General features: G+C 66.4%; 15 protein-coding genes. 4 read left to right on the forward strand and 11 right to left on the reverse strand.

Features of this window, described 5'->3' with window-relative positions:
• Positions 1 to 155: 155 nt before the first annotated feature.
• The gene (locus LH400_RS10340) at positions 156 to 1,136 is read left to right on the forward strand and encodes an ABC transporter ATP-binding protein (protein WP_229152591.1); all 981 of its coding nucleotides are present in this window, start codon (positions 156 to 158) and stop codon (positions 1,134 to 1,136) included.
• Complete coding sequence (locus LH400_RS10345; RefSeq protein WP_304502363.1) at positions 1,133 to 2,116, forward strand: ABC transporter ATP-binding protein; 984 nt, start codon at positions 1,133 to 1,135, stop codon at positions 2,114 to 2,116. The genes LH400_RS10340 and LH400_RS10345 overlap by 4 nt, the downstream gene beginning before the upstream one ends.
• Before the next feature lie 86 nt (positions 2,117 to 2,202).
• Here LH400_RS10345 and LH400_RS10350 read toward each other — a convergent pair whose 3' ends face one another.
• From LH400_RS10350 to LH400_RS10385, 8 genes are all read right to left on the reverse strand, one after another.
• The gene (locus LH400_RS10350) at positions 2,203 to 2,760 is read right to left on the reverse strand and encodes a hypothetical protein (protein ID WP_229152593.1); all 558 of its coding nucleotides are present in this window, start codon (positions 2,758 to 2,760) and stop codon (positions 2,203 to 2,205) included.
• Positions 2,761 to 3,272: 512 nt separating this feature from the next.
• Positions 3,273 to 3,965, reverse strand: a complete 693-nt coding sequence (locus LH400_RS10355; RefSeq protein ID WP_229152594.1) for a hypothetical protein — start codon at positions 3,963 to 3,965, stop codon at positions 3,273 to 3,275.
• A gap of 286 nt (positions 3,966 to 4,251) precedes the next feature.
• The gene (locus LH400_RS10360; RefSeq protein ID WP_229152595.1) at positions 4,252 to 4,659 is read right to left on the reverse strand and encodes a hypothetical protein; all 408 of its coding nucleotides are present in this window, start codon (positions 4,657 to 4,659) and stop codon (positions 4,252 to 4,254) included.
• Between the two features lie 91 nt (positions 4,660 to 4,750).
• Positions 4,751 to 5,413, reverse strand: a complete 663-nt coding sequence (locus LH400_RS10365; RefSeq protein ID WP_229152596.1) for an SH3 domain-containing protein — start codon at positions 5,411 to 5,413, stop codon at positions 4,751 to 4,753.
• A 230-nt stretch (positions 5,414 to 5,643) separates the two neighbouring features.
• On the reverse strand, positions 5,644 to 6,696 hold the full coding sequence (gene choV, locus LH400_RS10370; protein WP_229152597.1) for a choline ABC transporter ATP-binding protein: 1,053 nt from the start codon (positions 6,694 to 6,696) through the stop codon (positions 5,644 to 5,646).
• The gene (gene choW, locus LH400_RS10375) at positions 6,693 to 7,532 is read right to left on the reverse strand and encodes a choline ABC transporter permease subunit (protein ID WP_229152598.1); all 840 of its coding nucleotides are present in this window, start codon (positions 7,530 to 7,532) and stop codon (positions 6,693 to 6,695) included. Before choW ends, choV begins: the two co-directional genes overlap by 4 nt.
• A gap of 90 nt (positions 7,533 to 7,622) precedes the next feature.
• Positions 7,623 to 8,573, reverse strand: a complete 951-nt coding sequence (locus LH400_RS10380; protein ID WP_229152599.1) for a choline ABC transporter substrate-binding protein — start codon at positions 8,571 to 8,573, stop codon at positions 7,623 to 7,625.
• A gap of 124 nt (positions 8,574 to 8,697) precedes the next feature.
• Positions 8,698 to 9,159 carry an Lrp/AsnC ligand binding domain-containing protein gene (locus LH400_RS10385; protein WP_229152600.1) on the reverse strand — a complete coding sequence of 154 codons (462 nt, stop codon included), beginning with the start codon at positions 9,157 to 9,159 and terminating at the stop codon, positions 8,698 to 8,700.
• Positions 9,160 to 9,278: 119 nt separating this feature from the next.
• Here LH400_RS10385 and putA point away from each other — a divergent pair, with 119 nt between their 5' ends.
• Together putA and LH400_RS10395 are read left to right on the forward strand one after the other, a co-directional pair.
• Positions 9,279 to 12,371, forward strand: coding sequence for a bifunctional proline dehydrogenase/L-glutamate gamma-semialdehyde dehydrogenase PutA (gene putA, locus LH400_RS10390; RefSeq protein ID WP_229152601.1), 3,093 nt, complete (start codon positions 9,279 to 9,281; stop codon positions 12,369 to 12,371).
• A gap of 407 nt (positions 12,372 to 12,778) precedes the next feature.
• Positions 12,779 to 14,458: a formate--tetrahydrofolate ligase gene (locus LH400_RS10395; RefSeq protein ID WP_229152602.1), complete on the forward strand. Its 1,680-nt coding sequence runs from the start codon at positions 12,779 to 12,781 to the stop codon at positions 14,456 to 14,458.
• An 82-nt stretch (positions 14,459 to 14,540) separates the two neighbouring features.
• Here the strand turns inward: LH400_RS10395 and LH400_RS10400 are convergent, their stop codons facing one another.
• The 3 genes from LH400_RS10400 to LH400_RS10410 all read right to left on the reverse strand — a co-directional run bounded on the left by LH400_RS10400 (position 14,541) and on the right by LH400_RS10410 (position 20,169).
• Entirely contained in the window at positions 14,541 to 15,950 is a 1,410-nt protein-coding gene (locus LH400_RS10400) for a protoporphyrinogen/coproporphyrinogen oxidase (protein ID WP_229152603.1), read from the reverse strand.
• Positions 15,951 to 16,246: 296 nt separating this feature from the next.
• The gene (locus LH400_RS10405; RefSeq protein WP_229152604.1) at positions 16,247 to 17,866 is read right to left on the reverse strand and encodes an OpgD/OpgG family glucan biosynthesis protein; all 1,620 of its coding nucleotides are present in this window, start codon (positions 17,864 to 17,866) and stop codon (positions 16,247 to 16,249) included.
• Between the two features lie 197 nt (positions 17,867 to 18,063).
• A complete protein-coding gene (locus LH400_RS10410) occupies positions 18,064 to 20,169 on the reverse strand; it encodes a S9 family peptidase (RefSeq protein ID WP_229152605.1) in 2,106 nt (701 codons plus the stop codon).
• Positions 20,170 to 20,489: the final 320 nt, after the last annotated feature.

Here is a 20,489-nt window from a genome sequence, read left to right on the forward strand (position 1 = left end):
CTCAATGCGAGGAGCCGGCGGAAGCGGCCCGGTCTTCTTCGGCTCCATGACGAAGTCGAGAATCCAGTCCAGGAATCGAACGTAGAGTCGCACCATGTCTGTCTCCGGTCCGATCGATATATAAGCCCTTTCAAAATAGACGGCAATTGAGCCCCATGCCCCTTCTCTCCCTTCGCAACCTGTCGGTCACCTTCGACACCGCCTCCGGTCCGTTCAAGGCGGTCGACGGCGTCGACATCACCGTCGAGCCCGGCGAGGTGCTCGGCATCGTCGGCGAATCCGGCTCCGGCAAGTCGGTGGCGATGCTCGGCCTGATGGGCCTGTTGCCGCCCTCTGCGACGGTCACGGCGGACGAGATCGCCTTCGAGGGCCGCGACATGCGTCATCTCTCCGGCAAGGCGCGGCGCAAGATCATCGGCAAGGACATCGCGATGATCTTCCAGGAGCCGGTGGCGAGCCTCAATCCCTGCTTTCCGGTCGGCTTCCAGATCAAGGAGGCGCTGCGCGCCCATACCGACCTCGACCGCAAGGCCCGGCAGAAGCGGGCCGTCGAGCTTCTCGAGGCCGTCGGCATGCCGGAGCCCGAGCGACGGCTGTCGGCCTTTCCGCATCAGCTGTCCGGCGGCATGAGCCAGCGCGTGATGATCGCGATGGCGACCGCCTGCAATCCCAAGCTCCTGATCGCCGACGAGCCGACGACGGCGCTCGACGTGACCATCCAGGCCCAGATCCTCGACCTTCTCCTCGGGCTTCAGAAGGATCACGGCATGGCGATGATCCTGATTACCCACGACATGGGCGTCATCGCCGAGACGGCCGAGCGGGTGATCGTGCAATATGCCGGCCAGCAGGTGGAGCGGCAGCAGGTCGCGACGATGTTCGACGCCCCGCACCATCCCTACACCTCGGCGCTGCTCGCGGCGATCCCCGAGCGCTCGACCGGGGACCGCCTGCCGACCATTCCCGGCGTCGTGCCGGGGCAGGGAGACCGGCCGGACGGCTGCCTGTTCAATCCGCGCTGCCCGAAGGCAGACGACAGGTGCCGCACCATCGTGCCGCCGCGCCAGCCGCCGGAACTCGGCGAAGCGCTCTGTCACTATCCGCTCAACGCTCCAGCCCATGCGAGTGCCGCCTGATGAGTGCGATCGTCACCGCCGAAGACGTCAGCCAGGTCTACGAGGTCCGCCGGGGCCTCTTCCAGAAGCCGCTCGGGCTGAAGGCCGTCAAGGACGCGAGCTTCGTCGTCGAGGAGGGCGAGACGCTCGCAATCGTCGGGGAATCGGGCTGCGGAAAGTCGACGCTCGCCCGCATGCTGACGATGATCGAGACGCCATCGGACGGAAATCTGACGATCGACGGCGTGCGGATCTCCGGCGACGGGGCGGGGGACGCGAAGAAGCTGCGCTCGACGGTGCAGATCGTGTTCCAGAACCCCTATGGCGCGCTCAACCCGCGCCAGAAGGTCGGCGCGATCATCGAGGAGCCGCTGAAGATCAACACGAGCCTTTCCGCCGCCGAGCGCCGCAAGAAGGCCGAGAACGCGCTTTCCGAGGTCGGGCTTCGCCCCGAGCACTACGGCCGCTATCCGCACATGTTCTCCGGCGGCCAGCGCCAACGCATCGCGATCGCCAGGGCGATCATCCTGGAGCCGAAGATCCTCGTCCTCGACGAGCCGGTGTCCGCGCTCGACGTTTCCATCCAGGCGCAGATCCTGAACCTCCTCGCCGATCTCCAGGAGCGGCTCGGCCTCACCTATGTCTTCATCAGCCACGATCTGTCGGTGGTCAAACATGTCGCGGACAGGGTGATGGTGATGTATCTCGGCCGGCCGGTGGAGATCGCGCCGGTGGACGCGCTCTACGCCAATCCGCTGCATCCCTATACGCGCGCGCTGCTCTCGGCGACGCCTGCGACCGACCCGAAGTCGAAGGGCCAGCGCATCAAGCTTTCGGGCGAACTGCCGTCCCCCTTCAGCCCGCCGCCCGGCTGTTCGTTCAATCCCCGCTGCCCCTATGCCAATGAGCGCTGCCGCACGGAACTGCCGCTTCTGACCGAGCACGGCCCGACCCGGGTCGCGTGCTTCGCGGTTGAGGAGGGCCGCCTGCCGGCGGCGTGACCGCGCGTCTTCATAGCCAAACGGCCGGAGCCTCTGGCGGCCCCGACCGTTCGTGATGATGACCGGTCTGGATGACCCGGTTGGCGTTACTGTGCCGGCTGCGTGCTCGCCGCATCCTCGGCCGGTTCCGCGGACGCCGGCTGCTCGGCGCTTCCGCCAGTCTGCGACGACGCGGCCGCATCGCCCGGCTGCGCGATGTCGGGCGGGGTGACCGACCCGGTCTGCTCCTCGACCGCCGACTGTGCCTGCGACAGCACCGCGTCGACATCCACGCCGACATCGCGCGCGGCGCTCGCGACGCTCTCGCTGACCTCGCGGATATTGGTGCGCAGCGGGTCGAGGGAGACGTTCTCATAGCCTTCCTGCGCCAGCGCGCCGGCCAGCTTGTCGAGCTGCCGTTCGGTCTCGCCGAGTGCCGTGAAGGCACTGGTCAGGGGCTCGCGAAGCGTCGCCGGGTCGACGCGGTTGGCGGCGATCGCCTGCTCGCTCTGAAGATCGCGGACCTGTCCCTGCAGCGACTCGTTCTCGGTCTGGACGGTCTGCAGCTGGCCTTCCAGCTCGGTGACCCGGGCCTGGTTGTCGTCGCCGCAGCCCGAAAGGGTGAGGGCCGTTGCGACCGAGGCTGCAAGATAAAGATGTTTCATGATGTCGCGTCCTTCTCGTGTATCTTCGATGTTCGCGCCACTCCTCGTCCGTGAGCGGCGCGATGCACTTGGTTACGCAAGAGAACCGGACCGATTTCGTTCCGCAAAAGTCGATGTGCGGCGAACGAATGCTACAGAGGACATTGCTGCCGATGAAGAAGCATTGTCGGCAGTGTCGACATGCTTTCCTCGGCGAGAATTAGCGGTGGCGGAAGCAACACGCGGGGCGCAGCAGGGCGCCGCGCCGTGGAGATTGCGCGCCTGACAATTGTGCGTCACGCGCTACAGGCGACCGGCGCGAAGCACCCACTCCGAGAGCGGCCGTGCGAACGGAAACAGCCGATCGCCCGTGCTGAAATTTTGCCGTCCGCGTCTATTGGGATCCAGCGCATCCCATCTGGAGGGGCGCCCTCGGGGCCGGCAAGCGAAGCCGTGGCCGAAGGCGGCGGCGAGCGGCCGGGATTGGGGGCGCTTCGCTGAATATCCGCCGCGCCCCTGGTCCAGATCAGGCGTCAGGACGAGCTGTAGGTCACGCCCTGCAGCGTTTCGATGCCCGGATTCGCCTTCCGTAGCGCCTCGATATAGTTGGGCGGAAACAGCATGTGGTTGACGGTGTGGAGGCCCAGGAAGGAGGCAATGTCGTTGTCGAAGGATGAGCAATTGTAGATCTCGGCCTGCCAGAGCGGGCTCGATTTCTGCAGCTTGCGGATATAGGCGACCACCTTGGCGTAGCGCTCGGGGGTGAGCGGAATGGTCAGCTCACTTTCCAGATAGCCGAGCTCCATGTCGCCGTCGGACGGCCCGGTCTCGGACGGCACCGGCATCATGTGGCCGAGCATGTAGGGGACGACGCTGGTCGAGGCCGGGTGCAGTCCCGCCACCTCGGTCATCGAGGGGATCAGCACCGCCTTGGTATCGTAAGGCACGCGGCCGTTCGAATCCAGCTCCCCGAAGACCACGAAGGAATGGCCGTAAGTGTCGGCGTTGCGGGCGCGGAACGAGAGGAAATAGGGCTTGTCCAGAACGCCGACCGCGCTCTTGCCGGAATAGGGAACGAACGCCACCGTCTTGCCGGTGGCGGCGAAATCCGGCGATGGTGCGCCGAGGGTCAGACTGGCATTGGAAGCGGTCGACTGGGTCGAGGCGCAGCCGCCGAGCGTCGCGACCGCCAGGGCGAGTGCGGAAAGGGTCGAAACCAGTTTCATCAGCGCAGGGTCTTTTCGTGGATTGGTCGGAGCCGTCGCCCGTGAGCGCGCGCCGGCAGAACACTCTATCCCCGATCAACCAGCCATGATTATGCCTGGTTCCGCGCACCAATCGACGAAGCGGCCAATGCTGCCTTTCGGCAACAGTATTGCGGGTGCTCGGCCACGCCGATCCGGCGGGGCCTGTCGGTCCACACCCACCGCCGAGGGGCAAGCACGCGGACTTGCGCGGGGCGTCGAGCGGATGCGGCCTCCCGTCCGAATCCGGCTCGACTGCCCCGCGCCGTCAGCACTCGTGTTCGTAGGTGAAGACCAGCCGGTCCGTGGTCCGCCGCCCGGTGGCGCGGCAGTTATCGTAGACGTCGCGCGTGCCGGTGACGGTGATCCGCAGTTGATCGGCCGAGACGGGGCCGGAGACGTGGTATTCGAGCGGATCGCATCCGGAGGAAAAGACCCGCGCCGTCCCGTCATAGGAGTTGCCGCGCTTGACCCCGTCGAAGAGCAGCGTGCCCGGCATGACTCCGGCCCGGCGAAGCGAGGCTTTCGGCCGCTCGTATGTCATTTCGCGGTGGTTGCCGCTGGCCTGGAGCCGCATCAGGGACCCGTTGTGGTTCCAGCAGGAATCGGCCAGTGCGCCGGATGTGGTCGCTGCAAGGATGGCGCAGACGAGCGCAAGACGAAACTGTGCTGCCATTGATCGAACCTCCCATTCGGAGCGATTGCTCGGCTCGTGTCGCCGGCGATCGCCTGTTTCGGTTGCTGCCCGCTTGCCGGAGCCGCAGGCTTCAGTGGCACACCTCGAAGGTGCCTTCGACCGGCTCGTCGATCGGGCAGATGATGCCGCCCCATTGATAGCCGGTGCGTCCGTCAAAGCGGATCCGGAACCAGGGCAGGTCCTGGAAGAAGGGCGCGTCCGCCTGCTCCAGTATGGTTATCGGTTCGCCTTCGCGCAGGCTGGCGATCTTGCGGGAATCGACGTCGGGCGCGGCGCGCACCGATCCGCCCCAGGACTGTGCCGGATGCGGCAGGGCGCCCGCGCGATGGCGGGGACGATCGCCGTCGCGGCCGCGCCGGTCGTCGCGGCGATCCGACAGGCGGTCGCCGGGGTCGCCGAAAGTATCGCCGCCGGCGCGTCGATCACGCCCGCCTCCCTGCGCGATGCGGCAATGGACGGTGCCGTAGTCCGGAATCTCGAATTCGACGCGCTGCCCGCGCCGGCCGAAGCGGAGCCCGTACTCGCCATGGGTGAAATATTCGGGGTCGTTGCGGCTGGAGCGGAAGCGCAGAGAGCCGCCGTCGATCGGGCTCGCAGTCAGGCTGTTGCTGCCGGACGTCGCGATGGTGATCCGCTGGCCGTCGTCGCAGCGGACGGCGAAGGTCTCGGCGAAGGCCCGCCCCGCGCCGAATGTCGCCACAAGGGCGATCAGCATCACCAGGAGATTGCGCATGGACGGCTCCGGGCCCCGACGGTGGTCCACGGAGCCACTGTCACGAAAAGGGCCGCCGCTCCGGGCAATCGTCAGTGCCATGACGTAAGGGAAATATAGATCACAGGCAAGTGGTTTGTCGGTCGGCACGTCGCTGGGCCGGCGCCGGGCACGGGCCCTCTGGCGCGCTGGCCCGACGCCATATCTTCTCGTGAGCACGGGCGGAACGGAGCACGCTTCGCCCGCGCTCCTCACCCCTCGGCCTGGTGACGCTCCAGGGCACGAACAATGTCTTCTGGCCCGATCTTGCCGAGGATCTGGCCCTTGCGGGAGACGACCACGGAGCCGCCGTTCTTCGACACGGTCGACATCACCTTGCGCAGCGGCGTGTCCGGTTCGGCCATGCCGGCGACCCGGGCCGGCGCTTCGTCCTTGCCGGCCAGCGGCTTCATGACGTCCTCGGCGGTCAGGACGTTGAGCGGGTTCATGTGGGCGACGAAGTCGGAGACGTAGTCGTCGGCGGGGCGCAGCACGATGTCCTGCGCCGTGCCGACCTGGACGATCCGGCCGCCTTCCATGATGGCGATCCGGTTGCCGATCTTGAAGGCTTCGTCGAGATCGTGGCTGACGAAGATGATCGTCTTCTGCAGCCGCTGCTGGAATTCCAGGAGTTCGTCCTGCAGGCGCGAGCGGATCAAGGGATCGAGCGCGGAGAATGGCTCGTCCATCAGGAGGACCGGCGCGTCGGTGGCGAACGCTCTGGCGAGACCCACGCGCTGCTGCATGCCGCCGGAGAGTTCTCCGACGCGGTTGTCCGCCCAGTCCTTCAGGCCGACGAGTTCGAGCTGGGTCATCACCCGCTCGCGGCGCTCCGACTTGGGCTCGCCGGCAAGTTCCAGGCCGAGGCCGACATTGTCGGCGACCGAGCGCCAGGGCAGGAGGGCGAACTGCTGGAACACCATCGCCACTTCGTGGCGGCGCAGGTCCCGCAGCCGTTTGGCGCCGCAGGCCTTGGGGTCGACGGCGCCCTTGCCGGTGTCGACCACGACACGCCCGCGGGTGATCGGGGCGAGCCCGTTTACGCCGCGCAGGAGTGTCGACTTGCCGGAACCGGACAGGCCCATCAGCACGGCGATCTCGCCCTGCCTGATGTCGAGGCTGGCATTGGTGACGCCGACCGTCGCGCCGGTTTCCTCGCGGATCTCGGCGCGGCTCTTGCCGGCATCGGCGAGCGGCAGGGCCTTGTCGGCATTCTTGCCGAAGACGATCGAGACGTTCTGGAAGGAGACGATGGGATCGGTCATCGGCCGGCCTCCTCGACGCGGAAGAAGCGATCGAGGATGATCGCGAGGAGGACGATCGCGAGGCCCGCCTTGAAGCCGTCGCCGACATTGATGGCGTTGAGGGCGCGCAGCACGGGCACGCCGAGGCCAGGCGCCCCGACGAGGGCCGCGATCACCACCATCGACAGGGACAGCATGATGGTCTGGGTGAGCCCGGCCATGATCTGCGGCAGGGCGTAGGGGATCTCGATCTTGAACAGCCGCTGCATCGGCGTCGCGCCGAAGGCGTCGCCGGCTTCGAGCAGTTGGCGCGGCGTCGAGGCGATGCCGAGCCGGGTCAGGCGGATCGAGGCCGGCAGCGAGAAGATGACCGTCGCCACGAGGCCCGGCACCATGCCCAGGCCGAAGAGGATCAGCGCCGGGATCAGATAGACGAAGGTCGGGATCGTCTGCATCAGGTCGAGGATCGGGCGCAGGATCACGTAGACCCATTCGCGCCGCGCCGCCGCCACGCCCAGCGGTACGCCGATCACCATGCAGACGGTGGTCGCCGCGAGAACCAGCGACAGCGTCTGCGTCGTCTGCTCCCAATAGCCGAGATTGATGATCAGGAGCAGGCCGAACAGGGTGAACAGCGTTATCCCGATCGAGCGGCGCGAGAACCAGGCGATGGCACAGAACACGGCGACCACCACGAAGGGATGCGGCGTCTGCAGGATCCACAGGATGCCGTCGACGAAGGCTCCGAAGATGTTAGTCAGTCCGTCGAAGACGAAGGTGAAGTTGGCGGTCAGCCAGTCAACGAACGCTTCGGCATAATCACCGATCGGCAAGGGGTGGTTTTCGAGCCATTCCACGGCGGACGCTATCCTCTTCGCAACGAGACGGGGGATGGAAGGCAAGAAGGCCGGTCAAGCCGGCCTTCCTGAACTTTCGATCGGGTGGGATCAGGAGGAGATGCCGAGCTCTTCCTTGACCGCCGGCAGGCCCGGCTTGCCGTCGAGAGTCTTCACTCCTTCGAGCCACTTGTCCAGGATGCCGGGATTGGCCTTCAGCCACTCGGTCGCGGCCTTCTGCGGCTCCTGCTTGTCGTCGAGGATCTTGCCCATGATCTGGTTTTCCATGTCCAGATTGAACGTGAGGTTCTTCAGGAGCTTGCCGAGGTTCGGGCAGTCCTCGGAGAAGCCCTTGCGCGTCACGGTGTAGACCGTCGCGCCGCCGAAGTTCGGGCCGAAATAGTCGTCGCCGCCCGTCAGGTATTCGAGATTGTAGTTGGTGTTCATCGGATGCGGCGCCCAGGCGAGGAAGACGACGCCCTTCTTCGACCGCGTCGCGCGCGCCACCTGGCTGAGCATGCCCTGCTCGGACGAAGCGACAAGATCGAAGCCCTTTAGGTCGAACTTGTTCTTCTCGATCATGTCGATGATCTTGCCGTTGCCCTCGTTGCCGGGCTCGATGCCGTAGATCTTGCCGTTCAGCTCATCCTTGAATTTGTGGATGTCGGCGAAGTCGTGCAGGCCCTCGTCGTAGAGGTACTTCGGAACCGCTAGCGTGTATTTGGCGCCTTCGAGATTGGTCTGGACCCGCTCGATCGAGCCGTCGTCGATGTATTTGCCGATGGCCTCGGTCTGCGCCGGCATCCAGTTGCCGAGGAAGACGTCGATGTCGTTGTTGGAGAGCGAGGCGAACGTAACCGGGACCGACAGGATCTTGACGTCGGGCTTGTAGCCAAGGCCCTTGAGCACCTCGTTGGTCGCTGCGGTCGTCGAGGTGATGTCGGTCCAGCCGACGTCCGAAAGACGCACCGTCTTGCAGCTGTCCGCGTCCTGCGCCTGAGCGGGAAGCGCCATCAGGATCGCGCCGAGCGAAAGGCCCGCGAGGCTCCGAGAAAAGTTCATCTGCATCTCCTTGTTGAAACGCCGCCAAGCCTCAACGGCAAGGCAGCGCGATAAGTGCATTCGTCTGATTATTGCGCCAAGGCGGACGCCGACGCAACATTTTGCGGCAGATTTATCGCTCTGCCTAAAACGCGATCTCCGAGGTGTTTTTTACCTCTTCCATCACGGCATATGTGTGAGTTTCGCGCACGCCGGGCAGCGCCAGAAGCTTCTCGGAGAGAAATGCGCGATAGGCCGCCATGTTTTCGACCCGGGCTTTGACGAGATAGTCGAAGCCGCCAGCAACCATATGGCACTCCATGACATCGGCAAGGTCGCAGACCGCCGACTTGAACTCGGAGAAGACTGCGTCCGAGGTGCGTTCCAACTTCACCTCGACGAAAACGATCATGCCGCGGCCGAGCTTCTCCGGCGAGAGCCTGGCCACGTAGCCGAGGATGAATCCGCCGCGGGTCAGGCGCTTGACCCGCTCGGCGGTCGCGGTGGGCGACAGGCCCACGCGATCGGCGAGTTCGAGGTTGCTCAGCCGGCCGTTGGCCTGAAGCGCATGGAGGATCCTGCGGTTCTTCTGATCGATCTCCATCAAGACTCCCTGTCAGGCCGCGCTTGACGCAACATATCCTCCGAAACCGCCCATGTCTTTGGTGAGAAGCGCAGCGTCGCCTTTGCTATGGCTGGGACATCGACCCGCACTGGAGCTTCGCGATGACTGCCATGCCGCAAGCCTTTTCCGCCCCCTTCGCACCGGACGACACGGCTGCCGTCGCCGCGCTGCTGGAAGCCTCCAGAGGCTGGACGCACGAGGAGGCGGCGGTCGACAGGCGGGCGCGCAAGCTGGTCGAGGGCATCCGCAAGGCCGCGGGCGGCATCGGCGGCGTCGAGGACTTCCTGCGCGAGTTCGGCCTGTCGAGCCGCGAGGGGCTGGCGCTGATGATCCTCGCCGAGGCGCTGCTCCGCGTGCCGGACGCCAAGACGCAGGACCGGCTGATCGAGGACAAGATCGGGACCGGCGACTGGGCCCATCACGAGGGCGGCGAGGACCGCATGCTGACGGCGGCTTCCGCCTGGGCGCTCGGCATCTCGGCCCGCATCATCCGTCCCGGCGAGACCCCGCAGGGCGTCATGGCCGGCATGGTCAAGCGGCTCGGGGCGCCGGCCGTGCGCACCGCGACGCGCCAGGCGATGCGCTTCCTCGGACGCCATTTCGTGCTTGGCGAGACGATCGAGGACGCGCTGGAGCGGGCGCGCGGCTTCGAGAAGAAGGGGTACCGCCACTCCTACGACATGCTGGGCGAGGGTGCCCGGACCGGCGAGGACGCCGAACGCTACTTCAAGTCATATGCCGACGCGATCGAGGCGATCGGGCGCAAGGCGGGCAACAAGAAGCTGCCGGACCGGCCGGGCATCTCGGTCAAGCTGTCGGCCCTTCATCCGCGCTACCAGCCGATCCAGCGCGAACGGGTAATGAAGGAGATCGTCCCGAAGGTCGTCGCCCTCGCGCGGCAGGCCCAGAGCTTCGACCTCAATTTGACCATCGACGCCGAGGAAGCCGAGCGGCTGGAACTCTCGCTCGACGTCATCGACGCCGTCGCGAGGGAACTCGACTTCAGAGGCTGGGAGGGCTTCGGCCTCGCCATCCAGGCCTATCAGAAGCGCACGCTCGCGGTGATCGAGCATATCGACCAGCTGGCGAGTGCCCGCGGCATCAAGATGATGGTCCGCCTAGTCAAGGGCGCCTATTGGGATACGGAGGTCAAGCATGCGCAGGAAAAGGGGCTGGAGGGCTATCCGGTCTATACGCGCAAGCCGGCGACCGATCTCTCCTATCTCGTCGCCGCCAAGGCCCTGCTCGACAAGCGCGCGCGGCTTTACCCGCAATTTGCCACCCACAACGCCCTGACCGTCGCGACCATCCTGGAAATGGCCGGCGAGGACGTCTCGGGCTTCGAGTTCCAGCGGCTCCACGGCATGGGCGAGGCGCTCTACGAGACCATGCGCAAGACCGCCGGCACGCAGGTCGCCTGCCGCATCTATGCGCCTGTCGGCGGCTATCGCGACCTCCTCGCCTATCTGGTGCGCCGGCTCCTGGAAAACGGCGCCAACTCCTCCTTCGTCGCCATGGTGGGCGACGAGGATGTGCCGATCGACGCGCTTCTGGTGCGCCCACGCGACAAGCTCGAGGAGGGGCCCGCCCGCCACGCCAAGATCGGCCTGCCGAAGGGCCTCTTCGGCGAACGGATCAACTCGAAGGGCATCGAGATCGGCGATCGCCGGGCTGTGGCGCGGTTCGTCGAAAGCCGCGACAGGACGAAGCTTGCGGGTGCGGAAGCCAAGTGCGGCTTCTCCGCCGGGTCGAGCGAGGCGGTGGAGATCCGCTCGCCGATCGACGGAAGCGTCGTCGGCAAGAGCCACCATCTGTCCGCCGAGGCGGCAACGGCGCTCGTCGCGGAGGCCGCGCGCCATGTCCGGGCGGCGGAAGCCGTCAAGCCGGCCGAGCGCGCGAAGCTTCTGCGCAAGGCGGCCGACATGATGGAGGCCGAGAGCGGCCCCCTGATGAAGCTCCTCGCGGCCGAAGCCGGCAAGACGATCGACGACGGAATCGCCGAGATCCGCGAGGCGGTCGACTTCCTGCGCTTTTATGCGAGCGAGGCCGAGCGGCTGTTTTCGGCGCCGACGATCCTGCCGGGTCCGACCGGCGAGGAGAACCGGCTCGTCTACCGCTCGCGCGGCGTCGCGGTCTGCATCTCGCCGTGGAACTTCCCGCTGGCGATCTTCACCGGCCAAGTCGCGGCCGCGCTCGCCGGCGGCAATGTCGTCATCGCCAAGCCGGCCGAGCAGACGCCGCTCGTTGCCGCCCATGCGGTTCGCCTGCTGCACGAGGCGGGCTTCTCCAAGGAGCATCTCTATCTCGCGCCCGGCGACGGCTCGGCCGGCGCGGCGCTGACCTCGCATCCGGCGACCGCGGTCGTCGCCTTTACCGGATCGACCGAGACGGCGCATCTCATCAACCGCGCGCTCGCCGCCCGCAACGCGCCGATCGCGCCGCTGATCGCCGAGACCGGCGGTATCAACGGGCTGATCGTCGATGCGACGGCGCTGCCCGAGCAGGTGGCGGACGATGTCGTGATGTCGGCCTTCCGCTCGGCCGGCCAGCGCTGCTCGGCGCTGCGGCTCCTGTTCGTCCAGGAGGACGTCGCCGACAAGATGGTTGAGATGATCGCCGGCGCAGCGGCGGAGCTGACGATCGGCGATCCGCATCATCTGTCCACCGATATCGGACCGGTGATCGACGCCGAGCAGCTGAAGATGCTGACCGACCATGCGGCGAGGATGGAGCGCGAGCAGAAGGTGGTCTTCAAGGGCCGGTTGCCGCGAGACCTGCCGGCGGCGGGCCACTGGTTCGCGCCCCGGATTGTCGAACTCGACAGGGCGGAATCCCTCGACCGCGAGGTCTTCGGGCCGATCCTGCACGTGGTGCGCTGGAAGGCGGGCGAACTCGACAAGGTCTGCGCGGCGATCGAGAAGACCGGCTACGGGCTGACGCTCGGCATTCACAGCCGCATCAACGACACGGCGCTCACCGTCGCGGACCGGCTGACGGTCGGGAACGTCTATGTCAACCGCAACATCATCGGCGCGATCGTCGGCTCCCAGCCCTTCGGCGGCTCCGGCCTGTCGGGCACCGGGCCCAAGGCCGGCGGCCCGAACTACATAGTAAGGTTCGCTCGCGAACAGGTTATCTCGGTGAATACTGCGGCCGCCGGCGGCAATGCCAGTCTGATCGCGATGGAATCGTAGCAAACGGGTGACAGCCCATCGCCGTGACCTGTGCTAGACATATCTTGTCGTCAGCGGTTCGACGCTTCGGCCGGTGTCCTCCCACCCGGCCGCTGTGGCAGCCCGATATACGACGGCATCGTCTTGAAGGCGTTACTCCTCCCAACGCCGCGTAAAGACGACTTCCGAATGAAGAGCCCGGTGCAGCGCACCGGGCTTCTTTCGTCGAGGCGGCTTATCTTCCTGCGCACGAACATATGACATTGGGGAAACTTCGAACGTGGCGTCCGGCCGCTCGCTCGTCGGATGCAGGCCCTGCTTCCCGGCAGGTCACGGTGGCGGCGACATCCAGGGGCGGGACGCTTTCTGGCAATCGCCGGCGGCCTCGCCTATGGTCCCGCCCACGATCAAGAACTGCCGGGGAGGCCATGACCGAGGTTTTATCCGACATCGCCATTGCGCGCGCCGCCACCAAGCGACCGATCCGAGAGATCGCCGAGAAGCTGGGCATCTCCGAGGCCGACATCGTCCCCTATGGCCACGACAAGGCGAAGATCTCGGCCGGCTTCATCAAATCGCTGGAGGGGCGCCCCACGGGCCGCCTGATCCTCGTCACGGCGGTCAACCCGACCCCGGCCGGGGAGGGCAAGACGACCACCACGGTCGGGCTTGGCGACGGGCTGAACCGCATCGGCAAGAAGGCGATGATCTGCATCCGCGAGGCGTCGCTCGGTCCGAATTTCGGTATGAAAGGCGGGGCCGCCGGCGGCGGCTATGCGCAGGTCGTGCCGATGGAGGAAATGAACCTCCATTTCACCGGCGACTTCCACGCGATCACCACGGCGCACAATCTCCTCGCCGCGATGATCGACAACCACATCCACTGGGGCAACGAGCTCGGCATCGATTCCCGGCGCGTCACCTTCCGCCGCGTTCTGGACATGAACGACCGGGCGCTGCGCGGCGTCGTCGTCTCGCTGGGTGGCCCGGCCAACGGCTTTCCGCGCCAGTCCGGCTTCGACATCACGGTCGCGTCCGAGGTCATGGCGATCCTCTGCCTCGCTGGCGACCTTAAGGACCTCGAACGCCGGCTCGGCGACATCATCGTCGGCTATCGCCGCGACAAGAGCCCGGTGACGGCCCGCGACCTCAAGGCCGACGGCGCCATGGCCGTCCTCCTCAAGGACGCGATGCAGCCGAACCTCGTGCAGACGCTGGAGAACAATCCCGCCTTCGTCCATGGCGGACCCTTCGCCAACATCGCCCATGGCTGCAATTCGGTCGTCGCCACCAAGACCGCCCTGCGCCTTGCCGACTATGTCGTCACCGAGGCCGGCTTCGGCGCCGATCTCGGGGCGGAGAAGTTCTTCGACATCAAGTGCCGCAAGGCCGGGCTGAAGCCCGACGCGGCGGTGATCGTCGCGACGGTGCGGGCGATGAAGATGAATGGCGGCGTCGCCAAGGCCGACCTCGGGACGGAGGACGTCGCGGCGGTCCGGCGCGGCTGCGCCAATCTCGGCCGGCATATCGAGAACGTCAAAGGCTTCGGCGTTCCGGTGGTGGTCGCGATCAACCATTTCGTCTCCGACACCGAGGCGGAGATCGAGGCGCTCAAGGCCTATGCGGCCGAACTCGGCACGGAGGCGATCCTCTGCCGGCACTGGGCGAAGGGCTCGGCAGGCATCGAAGACCTCGCCCGCAGAGTGGCGGACCTCGCCGATTCCGGCGTGGCCGACTTCCAGCCGATCTATGGCGACGATCTGACCCTGCTCGACAAGATCGAGACGGTCGTGAAACGCATCTATCGCGGGGCGGAGGTGACGGCGCCGCAGGCCGTCCGCGACCAGCTCGCCGCCTGGGAAGAGGCCGGCTACGGCAAGCTGCCGGTCTGCATGGCGAAGACGCAGTATTCCTTCTCCACCGATCCGACGCTTCGCGGCGCGCCGGAGGGCTTTTCCGTGCATGTGCGCGAAGTGCGCCTGTCGGCGGGGGCCGGCTTCGTCGTCGCGATCTGCGGAGAGATCATGACCATGCCCGGCCTGCCGTCGAAGCCGGCGGCGGAATCGATCCGGCTGAATGCGGACGGCGAAATCGAGGGGCTGTTCTGAGAAGAACCCGAAGGGCCAGCCCGGCCCGATGGAAGGCGGTCCCGGTCCGTGGGGCCGCCCGGAGCTGCCGGAAGGCCTTCTGTCAGGCGGCGGCTGCGCCCGATGCCTTGCCGGGTTCGCGGTTCATCTGCTCTGACAGCGCCTTGAGCGCGTCGAGCCCGTTCTCTTCGATCGGCCCGGATGCCAAACGGCCGGCATAGGCGGCGACGTCTTCCATGCGCTTCAGCGTGCGCCAGTAGATGTCTTCCATCAGGATATGGGCGAATTCGCCGTTCCGCCCGATCGAGTAGAGTCCATCGACGCCCGTCGATCGGGAGAAGGCGACCCGCTCCGCCTCGTATTCGAGGCGGTAGACCGGATAGGAGACTGGCGTGCGCACGATGCCGCCGGCGCCGAGACATTTGCCGCGCAGATGCGGATAGAGCTCGCAGATCCCGTCGAGGCAGAGAGAAGCGAGCTTGTCGTCCGGCATCGTCCAGTGTTCGTCGCCGATCTGGCAGCCGATGTCGAAGGTGATCAGCGTCTTGCCCTCGGGCGCGAGCCAGGGCATCGAGATCGGCGTCTCGGTCAGCCGGAAGAAGGGCAGGTCGCGGCGCGGCACCCACAGCATGGTGTCCGGCAGATGATGGCGGCCCTCGAAATGCAGGTTCGCAAAGACCATCGGCCGGTAGCGGAAGCCGGCGAGGGGAGCGAGCGCGTCGGTGCCTTCGACGAGCTTGGGCAGGACATGGACCGGCGCGGTCGAGATCACCGCCGAGGCTTCGAGCGTTTCGCCCTTCACCCTGATGCCGCGGACTTGGCCCTCCTCCACCAGGATCTTCTCGACCGGCGATTCCAGCCGGATCAGGTGCTTTACCTTCTCGACCGTCGGCTCGAGCAGCTTGGCGATGCCGCCTTCGGGATAGACGTGGAAGATGCCGGCGTTTTCCGGCGCCTCGTGCGAATAGCCGATGCAGACCGCGCGGCCGGTGACGCGGGCCGCCGCCTTGAGGTACAGCGACTTCATCGCGCCATGCATCATCTTGTTGCCGATGGCCGGCGAGAGCTGATCGGCCGGCGCGCCCGACCAGGCTTCGGCAAGCGGCATGGCTACATCCTCGGCGAGCGCATCGCCATAGGCCTGGCGGAACCAGTCCTCGGCGGTCCGCACGTCGCGGCTGCGCAGGCGGGAGGCCATGGCGCTTCTCAGGAAATGCGGCGAGCGCATCAGTCCCAGCGGGTAGCCATAGGTCCGGCCTCCGAGATGGACGGCCTCGCCATAATGCTTCACCGTCCGGCAAATGCCGCTCGCGCCGAGCGTGGCGGCGAGCCGGTTGTTCACGAAATGTGCGCCGACGTCGTAGGTGAAGCCCTGCGGGTCCTTGAAGGAGGAGGCCATGCCGCCGACCGCCTTCCCGGCCTCGAACACGATCACCGGCAGTCCCCGCCGATGAAGCTCGGCCGCCGCGGTCAGCCCCGCGATGCCGGCACCCAGTATGGCGATCGGCTGCATCTGTCGTCTCTCCGTGGCCCGCTCGTTGGAACCTGCCGACGGACGCCATCTCGTATGCGTGAGCGTCTGGCGCCTGCCTCGGGTCGGCAAGACCGTATGGCGGCCTTGCTTAAGGACCGCTTGAAGAGATCACGGATTGTTGTTTTGCGCCCGTCCGAATGCCATTCTTGGTGAATGGACCATGAAGCCGGCCACTGCAGCTTGTTCCGCTGGCGACTTCGCCGGGCACCGGGCCGAACGCGTCCGACGCCCGGTGGCCGGCCGTCTTGCGGACCGGCCGTTGCGCAGGGCGTTGGTCAGGACCGGTTGACGGCTTCCTCCGACCTCGGGAGAAACTGATAGAGCCATGTCTCGGTCAGCGGGGTATCGCCCTGCCTGAGAAAGGCGCGCAGGTCGACTGGATCATGCCCGTCCGGCGCGATGTCGAACGTCATCCGCCAGGCGGTGCCGACCTTCACCGAATAGCAGTCGACCTTCGACAGCGTCCCGCGCGAGGCGGTGACCACCGCTTCGACCCCCTTGGCCTCGCGCGGCAGACCGGCGACGAGGCCGCCGTCGAAATCGACCGCGATCTTGAAGACGCCTTCCGGCCGCGGCTGGCCGGGCACGCCGCCCTGGCCGATCCGCGTCGCCGTGACCGTGCCGGCGGCTGGCGGGTTCGGCTGGTCCTTCGACCAGGTCAGGCGATAGGACAGGGCGATCTCCTGGCCCTTCTCGACCGGCCGGTTCGAGACCCAGTAGGCGACGATATTGTCGTGGATCTCGTCGTCGGTGGGGATCTCTACGAGCTGGATCTCGCCGCGGCCCCATCCTTCTTTCGGCTCCACCCAGACGCTGGGGCGCTTGTCGTAGAAGACCCCATCGTCCTGATAGTCGGAGAAGGCGCGGTCGCGCTGCATGAGGCCGAAGCCCTTCGGGTCCGAATCCGAGAAGCTCGACGTCATCACCGAAGCGGGATTGTTCAGCGGGCGCCAGATCCGTTCGCCGGCGCCGGTCCACATCGCCAGGCCGTCGCTGTCGTGCACCTCCGGCCGCCAGTCGACGCGCCGTGGCCGGTCGGTCTCGGAATACCAGTACATCGAGGTGAGCGGGGCGAGGCCCACCCGGGCGATCTTGTCGCGAGCGTAGAAGCGCGCATCGACGTCCATCACCACCGGCCCGTCCTTGACGATATCCATGCGGAAGGCGCCGGTCATGCGCCGCGAATTCATCAGGCAGGTGATCGTCAGGTCGCGGCCGGGCGTTTGCGATGGTCCGATATAATAGTCGGTGAAGCGGGGAAATTCCTCCGGCGTCGGCATGGCGACGTCGATCGCCACCGCCCGCGCCGACAGGCCGTACTGGTCGAGCTCGCCGGATGAGCGGAAATAGGCCGCGCCAAGGAAGGCCAGCCAGTCGCTCTTCTCGTCCCGCGCCATCACCCGCATGCCGGCAAAGCCGATGTCGCGCGGCAGCTTGCGGGCCGGGCTGTCGGCCGGCATCTCGAAGAGATCCGGATCGTAGATCAGCTGGCGTGCCGTCTCGCCGTCGACGACATGGATGCCGACCGGGAACTGGAAGTAGCGGCCGAGATGGAAGAGCCGGACCGGCGCCTCGCCCCCGGCGAGCTTCAGCGTCGCGTCCTCGCGATATTTGATCTTCCAGTGCGCGGTGTAGTCGATCTCGTCGAGCACTTTCGGGTCGCGGGGCGTCTCCGGCAGATAGGCCTCCATGGCCATCCGCCGGGCCCGGTCGGCCAGCATCTCGAAGGAGAAGGGCTTGGGCTCGCGGAAATGCAGAAGGTCCGGTTCGGCCATCGCCCGGCGCGTCGGCGGCAAGAGGCCGAGCGCGGCGGCGGCGGCGAGAAAGCGGCGGCGCGACAGGCCGCCTGCTGCGGATGGCGTTCCGCCGGTCCGGTGGTCGGTATCGTAGCTCATCGCGGCGTCCCTAACTCCGCTTGCAAGACGGGCCGGGCGCACCGACCCCTGCACGCTGCAATGCGGCAACGTCTGCGTCGAAAGTTTGGCGAAGTGACCGTTTCTGGCGAGAGCAATACGCAGGAAGGTTAACGGAGCATGGCGAGGACGGCCAACCGGTCGGTAGGCGGGCGTCGAAGCAGGCCGACGTCGTCGACCTACTCTGCTTTCCCCATCAGCCGCAGCGCGAAGGCGTAGACATAGGCGATCTCCTCGAGCTTGGAGAACCGGCCGGAGGCGCCGGCATGGCCGGACTCCATGTTGGTCCTCAAGAGCACCGGATTGTCGTCGGTCTTCATCTCGCGCAGGCGCGCCACCCATTTCGCCGGCTCCCAATAGGTGACGCGCGGGTCGGTGAGGCCGGCGAGCACCAGGATCGGCGGATAGGCCTGGGCCTTGACGTTGTCGTAGGGCGAATAGGAGGAGATCACCTCGTAGTCCTCGCCGGACATGACCGGATTGCCCCATTCGGGCCATTCCGGCGGTGTCAGCGGCAGCGTATCGTCGAGCATCGTGTTGAGCACGTCGACGAAGGGGACGACCGCAACGATGCCGCCGAACTTTTCCGGCGCCATGTTGGCGACGGCGCCCATCAGCATGCCGCCGGCCGAGCCTCCCTCGGCGACGATCTTCTCGTATGACGTGAACTTCTCGGCGACGAGATGGTCCGCGCAGGCGATGAAGTCGGTAAAGGTGTTCGCCTTGTTGCGCCGGCGCCCGGCGTCGTACCAGGCGAAGCCCTTGTCCTTGCCGCCGCGGATATGCGCGATCGCATAGACGAAGCCGCGATCCACCAGCGAGAGCGAGTTGGTGTTGAAGGAGGCGGGGATGGTGATCCCGTAGGAGCCGTAGCCGTAGAGAAGGCACGGCGCCGAGCCGTCGAGCGGCGTATCCTTGTGATAGAGCAGCGAGATCGGAACCAGTTCGCCGTCCTTGGCGGGGGCGAAGATCCGGCGCGTCACATAGTCCTTCGGGTCGTGGCCGGACGGCACTTCCTGCGTCTTCAGGAGCGTGCGCTCCCGCGTTTCGACATCGTAGTCGAAGGTCTGCGACGGTGTCGTCAGCGAGGAATAGGTGAAGCGGATGACGTCGGTGTCGAATTCATAGGTGCCCGCAAGGCCGAGCGAATAGGCCTCCTCGTCGAAGGCGATGGCATGTTCCTCGCCGTCCGAGAGACGCTTGACGACGATCCGCGGCAGGCCGTCGCGCCGCTCCAGCCAGATCAGGTGCCGCTTCAGCACCATGTGGTTGAGGATCAGCCGTCCCTCCTCATGCGGGACGTAGTCGACCCAGTCCGCGCGGCGCGCCGAATCGACGGCCGCGGTGACGACCTTGTAGTCCCGCGCTCCGTCGGCATTGGTGCGGATGTAGAGGGTGCCGTTCGCCTCGTCGACGTCGTATTCGACCCCGGTCTCGCGTTCGGCGAGGAGCCGCGGTTCGGCCGCCGGATTGGCCGAAGGGATCAGCCAGCACTCGGCGGTCTCGTGGTCGTGGATGTCGATGACGACGAATTCGCCGGACTGCGTTTCGCCGACCGACATGAAGAAGCCGGCATCGGTCTCCTCGTAGATCAGCGCGTCGTCGAGCGGATCGGTGCCGAGCTTGTGGAAGAAGACGCGGCTCGGCCGGTGGTTGAAGTCGAGCCGGGTGTAGAAAAAGCCGTTGGACCGCGCGGTCCAGACCGCAGAGCCGCTGGTATCCTCGATCCGGTAGGAGAGATCCTCGCCCGTCTCGGTGTCGCGGATCGAGACGGCGTAGAATTCCGAGCCCTTGTCGTCATGCGACCAGGCAAGCCAGCGATGGTCGGAGGAATGCGACACGCCGCCGAGCGAGAAATAGGCGCGATCGGCGGCCTCCTTCTGGCCGTCGAGGAGGAGGGTCTCGGCGCCGCCGCCGCGCGGGCGGCGGATGAAGCGCGGATATTCCGCGCCTGTCTCATAGGAAATTCCGTAGGCCCAATCGCCGTCCGGCGCCGGCACCGACGAATCGTCTTCCTTGATTCGCCCCCGCATCTCCGCGATCAGGCGCTCGCGCAGCGTTTCCGTCCCCGTCATCACGGCCTGTTGATAGGCATTCTCGGCCATCAGATGCGCGCGGATAGCCGGATCGAGGACGGCGGTATCCTTGAACACCTCCTGCCAATTGTCGGCCCGCAGCCAGGCATAATCGTCGGCGCGTTCGCGTCCGTGGCGCACGTCGCGAACCGGACGCCGCTCGGCGACCGGGGGTTTTGCAGGTGCGACGGGCTTCGCGGGCTGTGTCATCGAGCCAAACTTTCCGGGGTTTGTCGGGAACGATCGAGAGGCGGACGAAACCCGGCTCCAGCGACATTCTAGCGAGGATCGGCTTTGGCGCAAAATACCCCCGCATTCGGGTTCGCGGGAGGTTGCGTGAGCGCCTATCAAGTCTCGCCCTTACGAAAAGGTGAAGACGGGCGGTGAATTTCGCGAAACCGGGAGCCGCGCGTCGGCAGAACCTCAAGTGGGAATCCGCTGCCGGAGCCGCAAGCCACGCGCATTCCCGCCGACATTCGCCCCGGCGGCCACCTTGCCCGCGGGCGGCGGCCTTCCTATTAGAGGGCGGC

It is taken from the genome of Jiella soli, assembly GCF_020615385.1.
Lineage (GTDB): Bacteria > Pseudomonadota > Alphaproteobacteria > Rhizobiales > Rhizobiaceae > VKMB-3413.

What these genes read in the sequence shown, in the direction of transcription:
- LH400_RS10365 (WP_229152596.1), bottom strand. Translation starts at nt 5,413, where the DNA reads ATGCGCAATCTCCTGGTGATGCTGATCGCCCTTGTGGCGACATTCGGC.
- LH400_RS10405 (WP_229152604.1), bottom strand. Translation starts at nt 17,866, where the DNA reads ATGAGCTACGATACCGACCACCGGACCGGCGGAACGCCATCCGCAGCA.
- LH400_RS10410 (WP_229152605.1), bottom strand. Translation starts at nt 20,169, where the DNA reads ATGACACAGCCCGCGAAGCCCGTCGCACCTGCAAAACCCCCGGTCGCC.
- LH400_RS10350 (WP_229152593.1), bottom strand. Translation starts at nt 2,760, where the DNA reads ATGAAACATCTTTATCTTGCAGCCTCGGTCGCAACGGCCCTCACCCTT.
- LH400_RS10395 (WP_229152602.1), top strand. Translation starts at nt 12,779, where the DNA reads ATGACCGAGGTTTTATCCGACATCGCCATTGCGCGCGCCGCCACCAAG.
- LH400_RS10340 (WP_229152591.1), top strand. Translation starts at nt 156, where the DNA reads ATGCCCCTTCTCTCCCTTCGCAACCTGTCGGTCACCTTCGACACCGCC.
- LH400_RS10400 (WP_229152603.1), bottom strand. Translation starts at nt 15,950, where the DNA reads ATGCAGCCGATCGCCATACTGGGTGCCGGCATCGCGGGGCTGACCGCG.
- LH400_RS10380 (WP_229152599.1), bottom strand. Translation starts at nt 8,573, where the DNA reads ATGAACTTTTCTCGGAGCCTCGCGGGCCTTTCGCTCGGCGCGATCCTG.
- putA (WP_229152601.1), top strand. Translation starts at nt 9,279, where the DNA reads ATGACTGCCATGCCGCAAGCCTTTTCCGCCCCCTTCGCACCGGACGAC.
- LH400_RS10355 (WP_229152594.1), bottom strand. Translation starts at nt 3,965, where the DNA reads ATGAAACTGGTTTCGACCCTTTCCGCACTCGCCCTGGCGGTCGCGACG.
- LH400_RS10360 (WP_229152595.1), bottom strand. Translation starts at nt 4,659, where the DNA reads ATGGCAGCACAGTTTCGTCTTGCGCTCGTCTGCGCCATCCTTGCAGCG.
- choV (WP_229152597.1), bottom strand. Translation starts at nt 6,696, where the DNA reads ATGACCGATCCCATCGTCTCCTTCCAGAACGTCTCGATCGTCTTCGGC.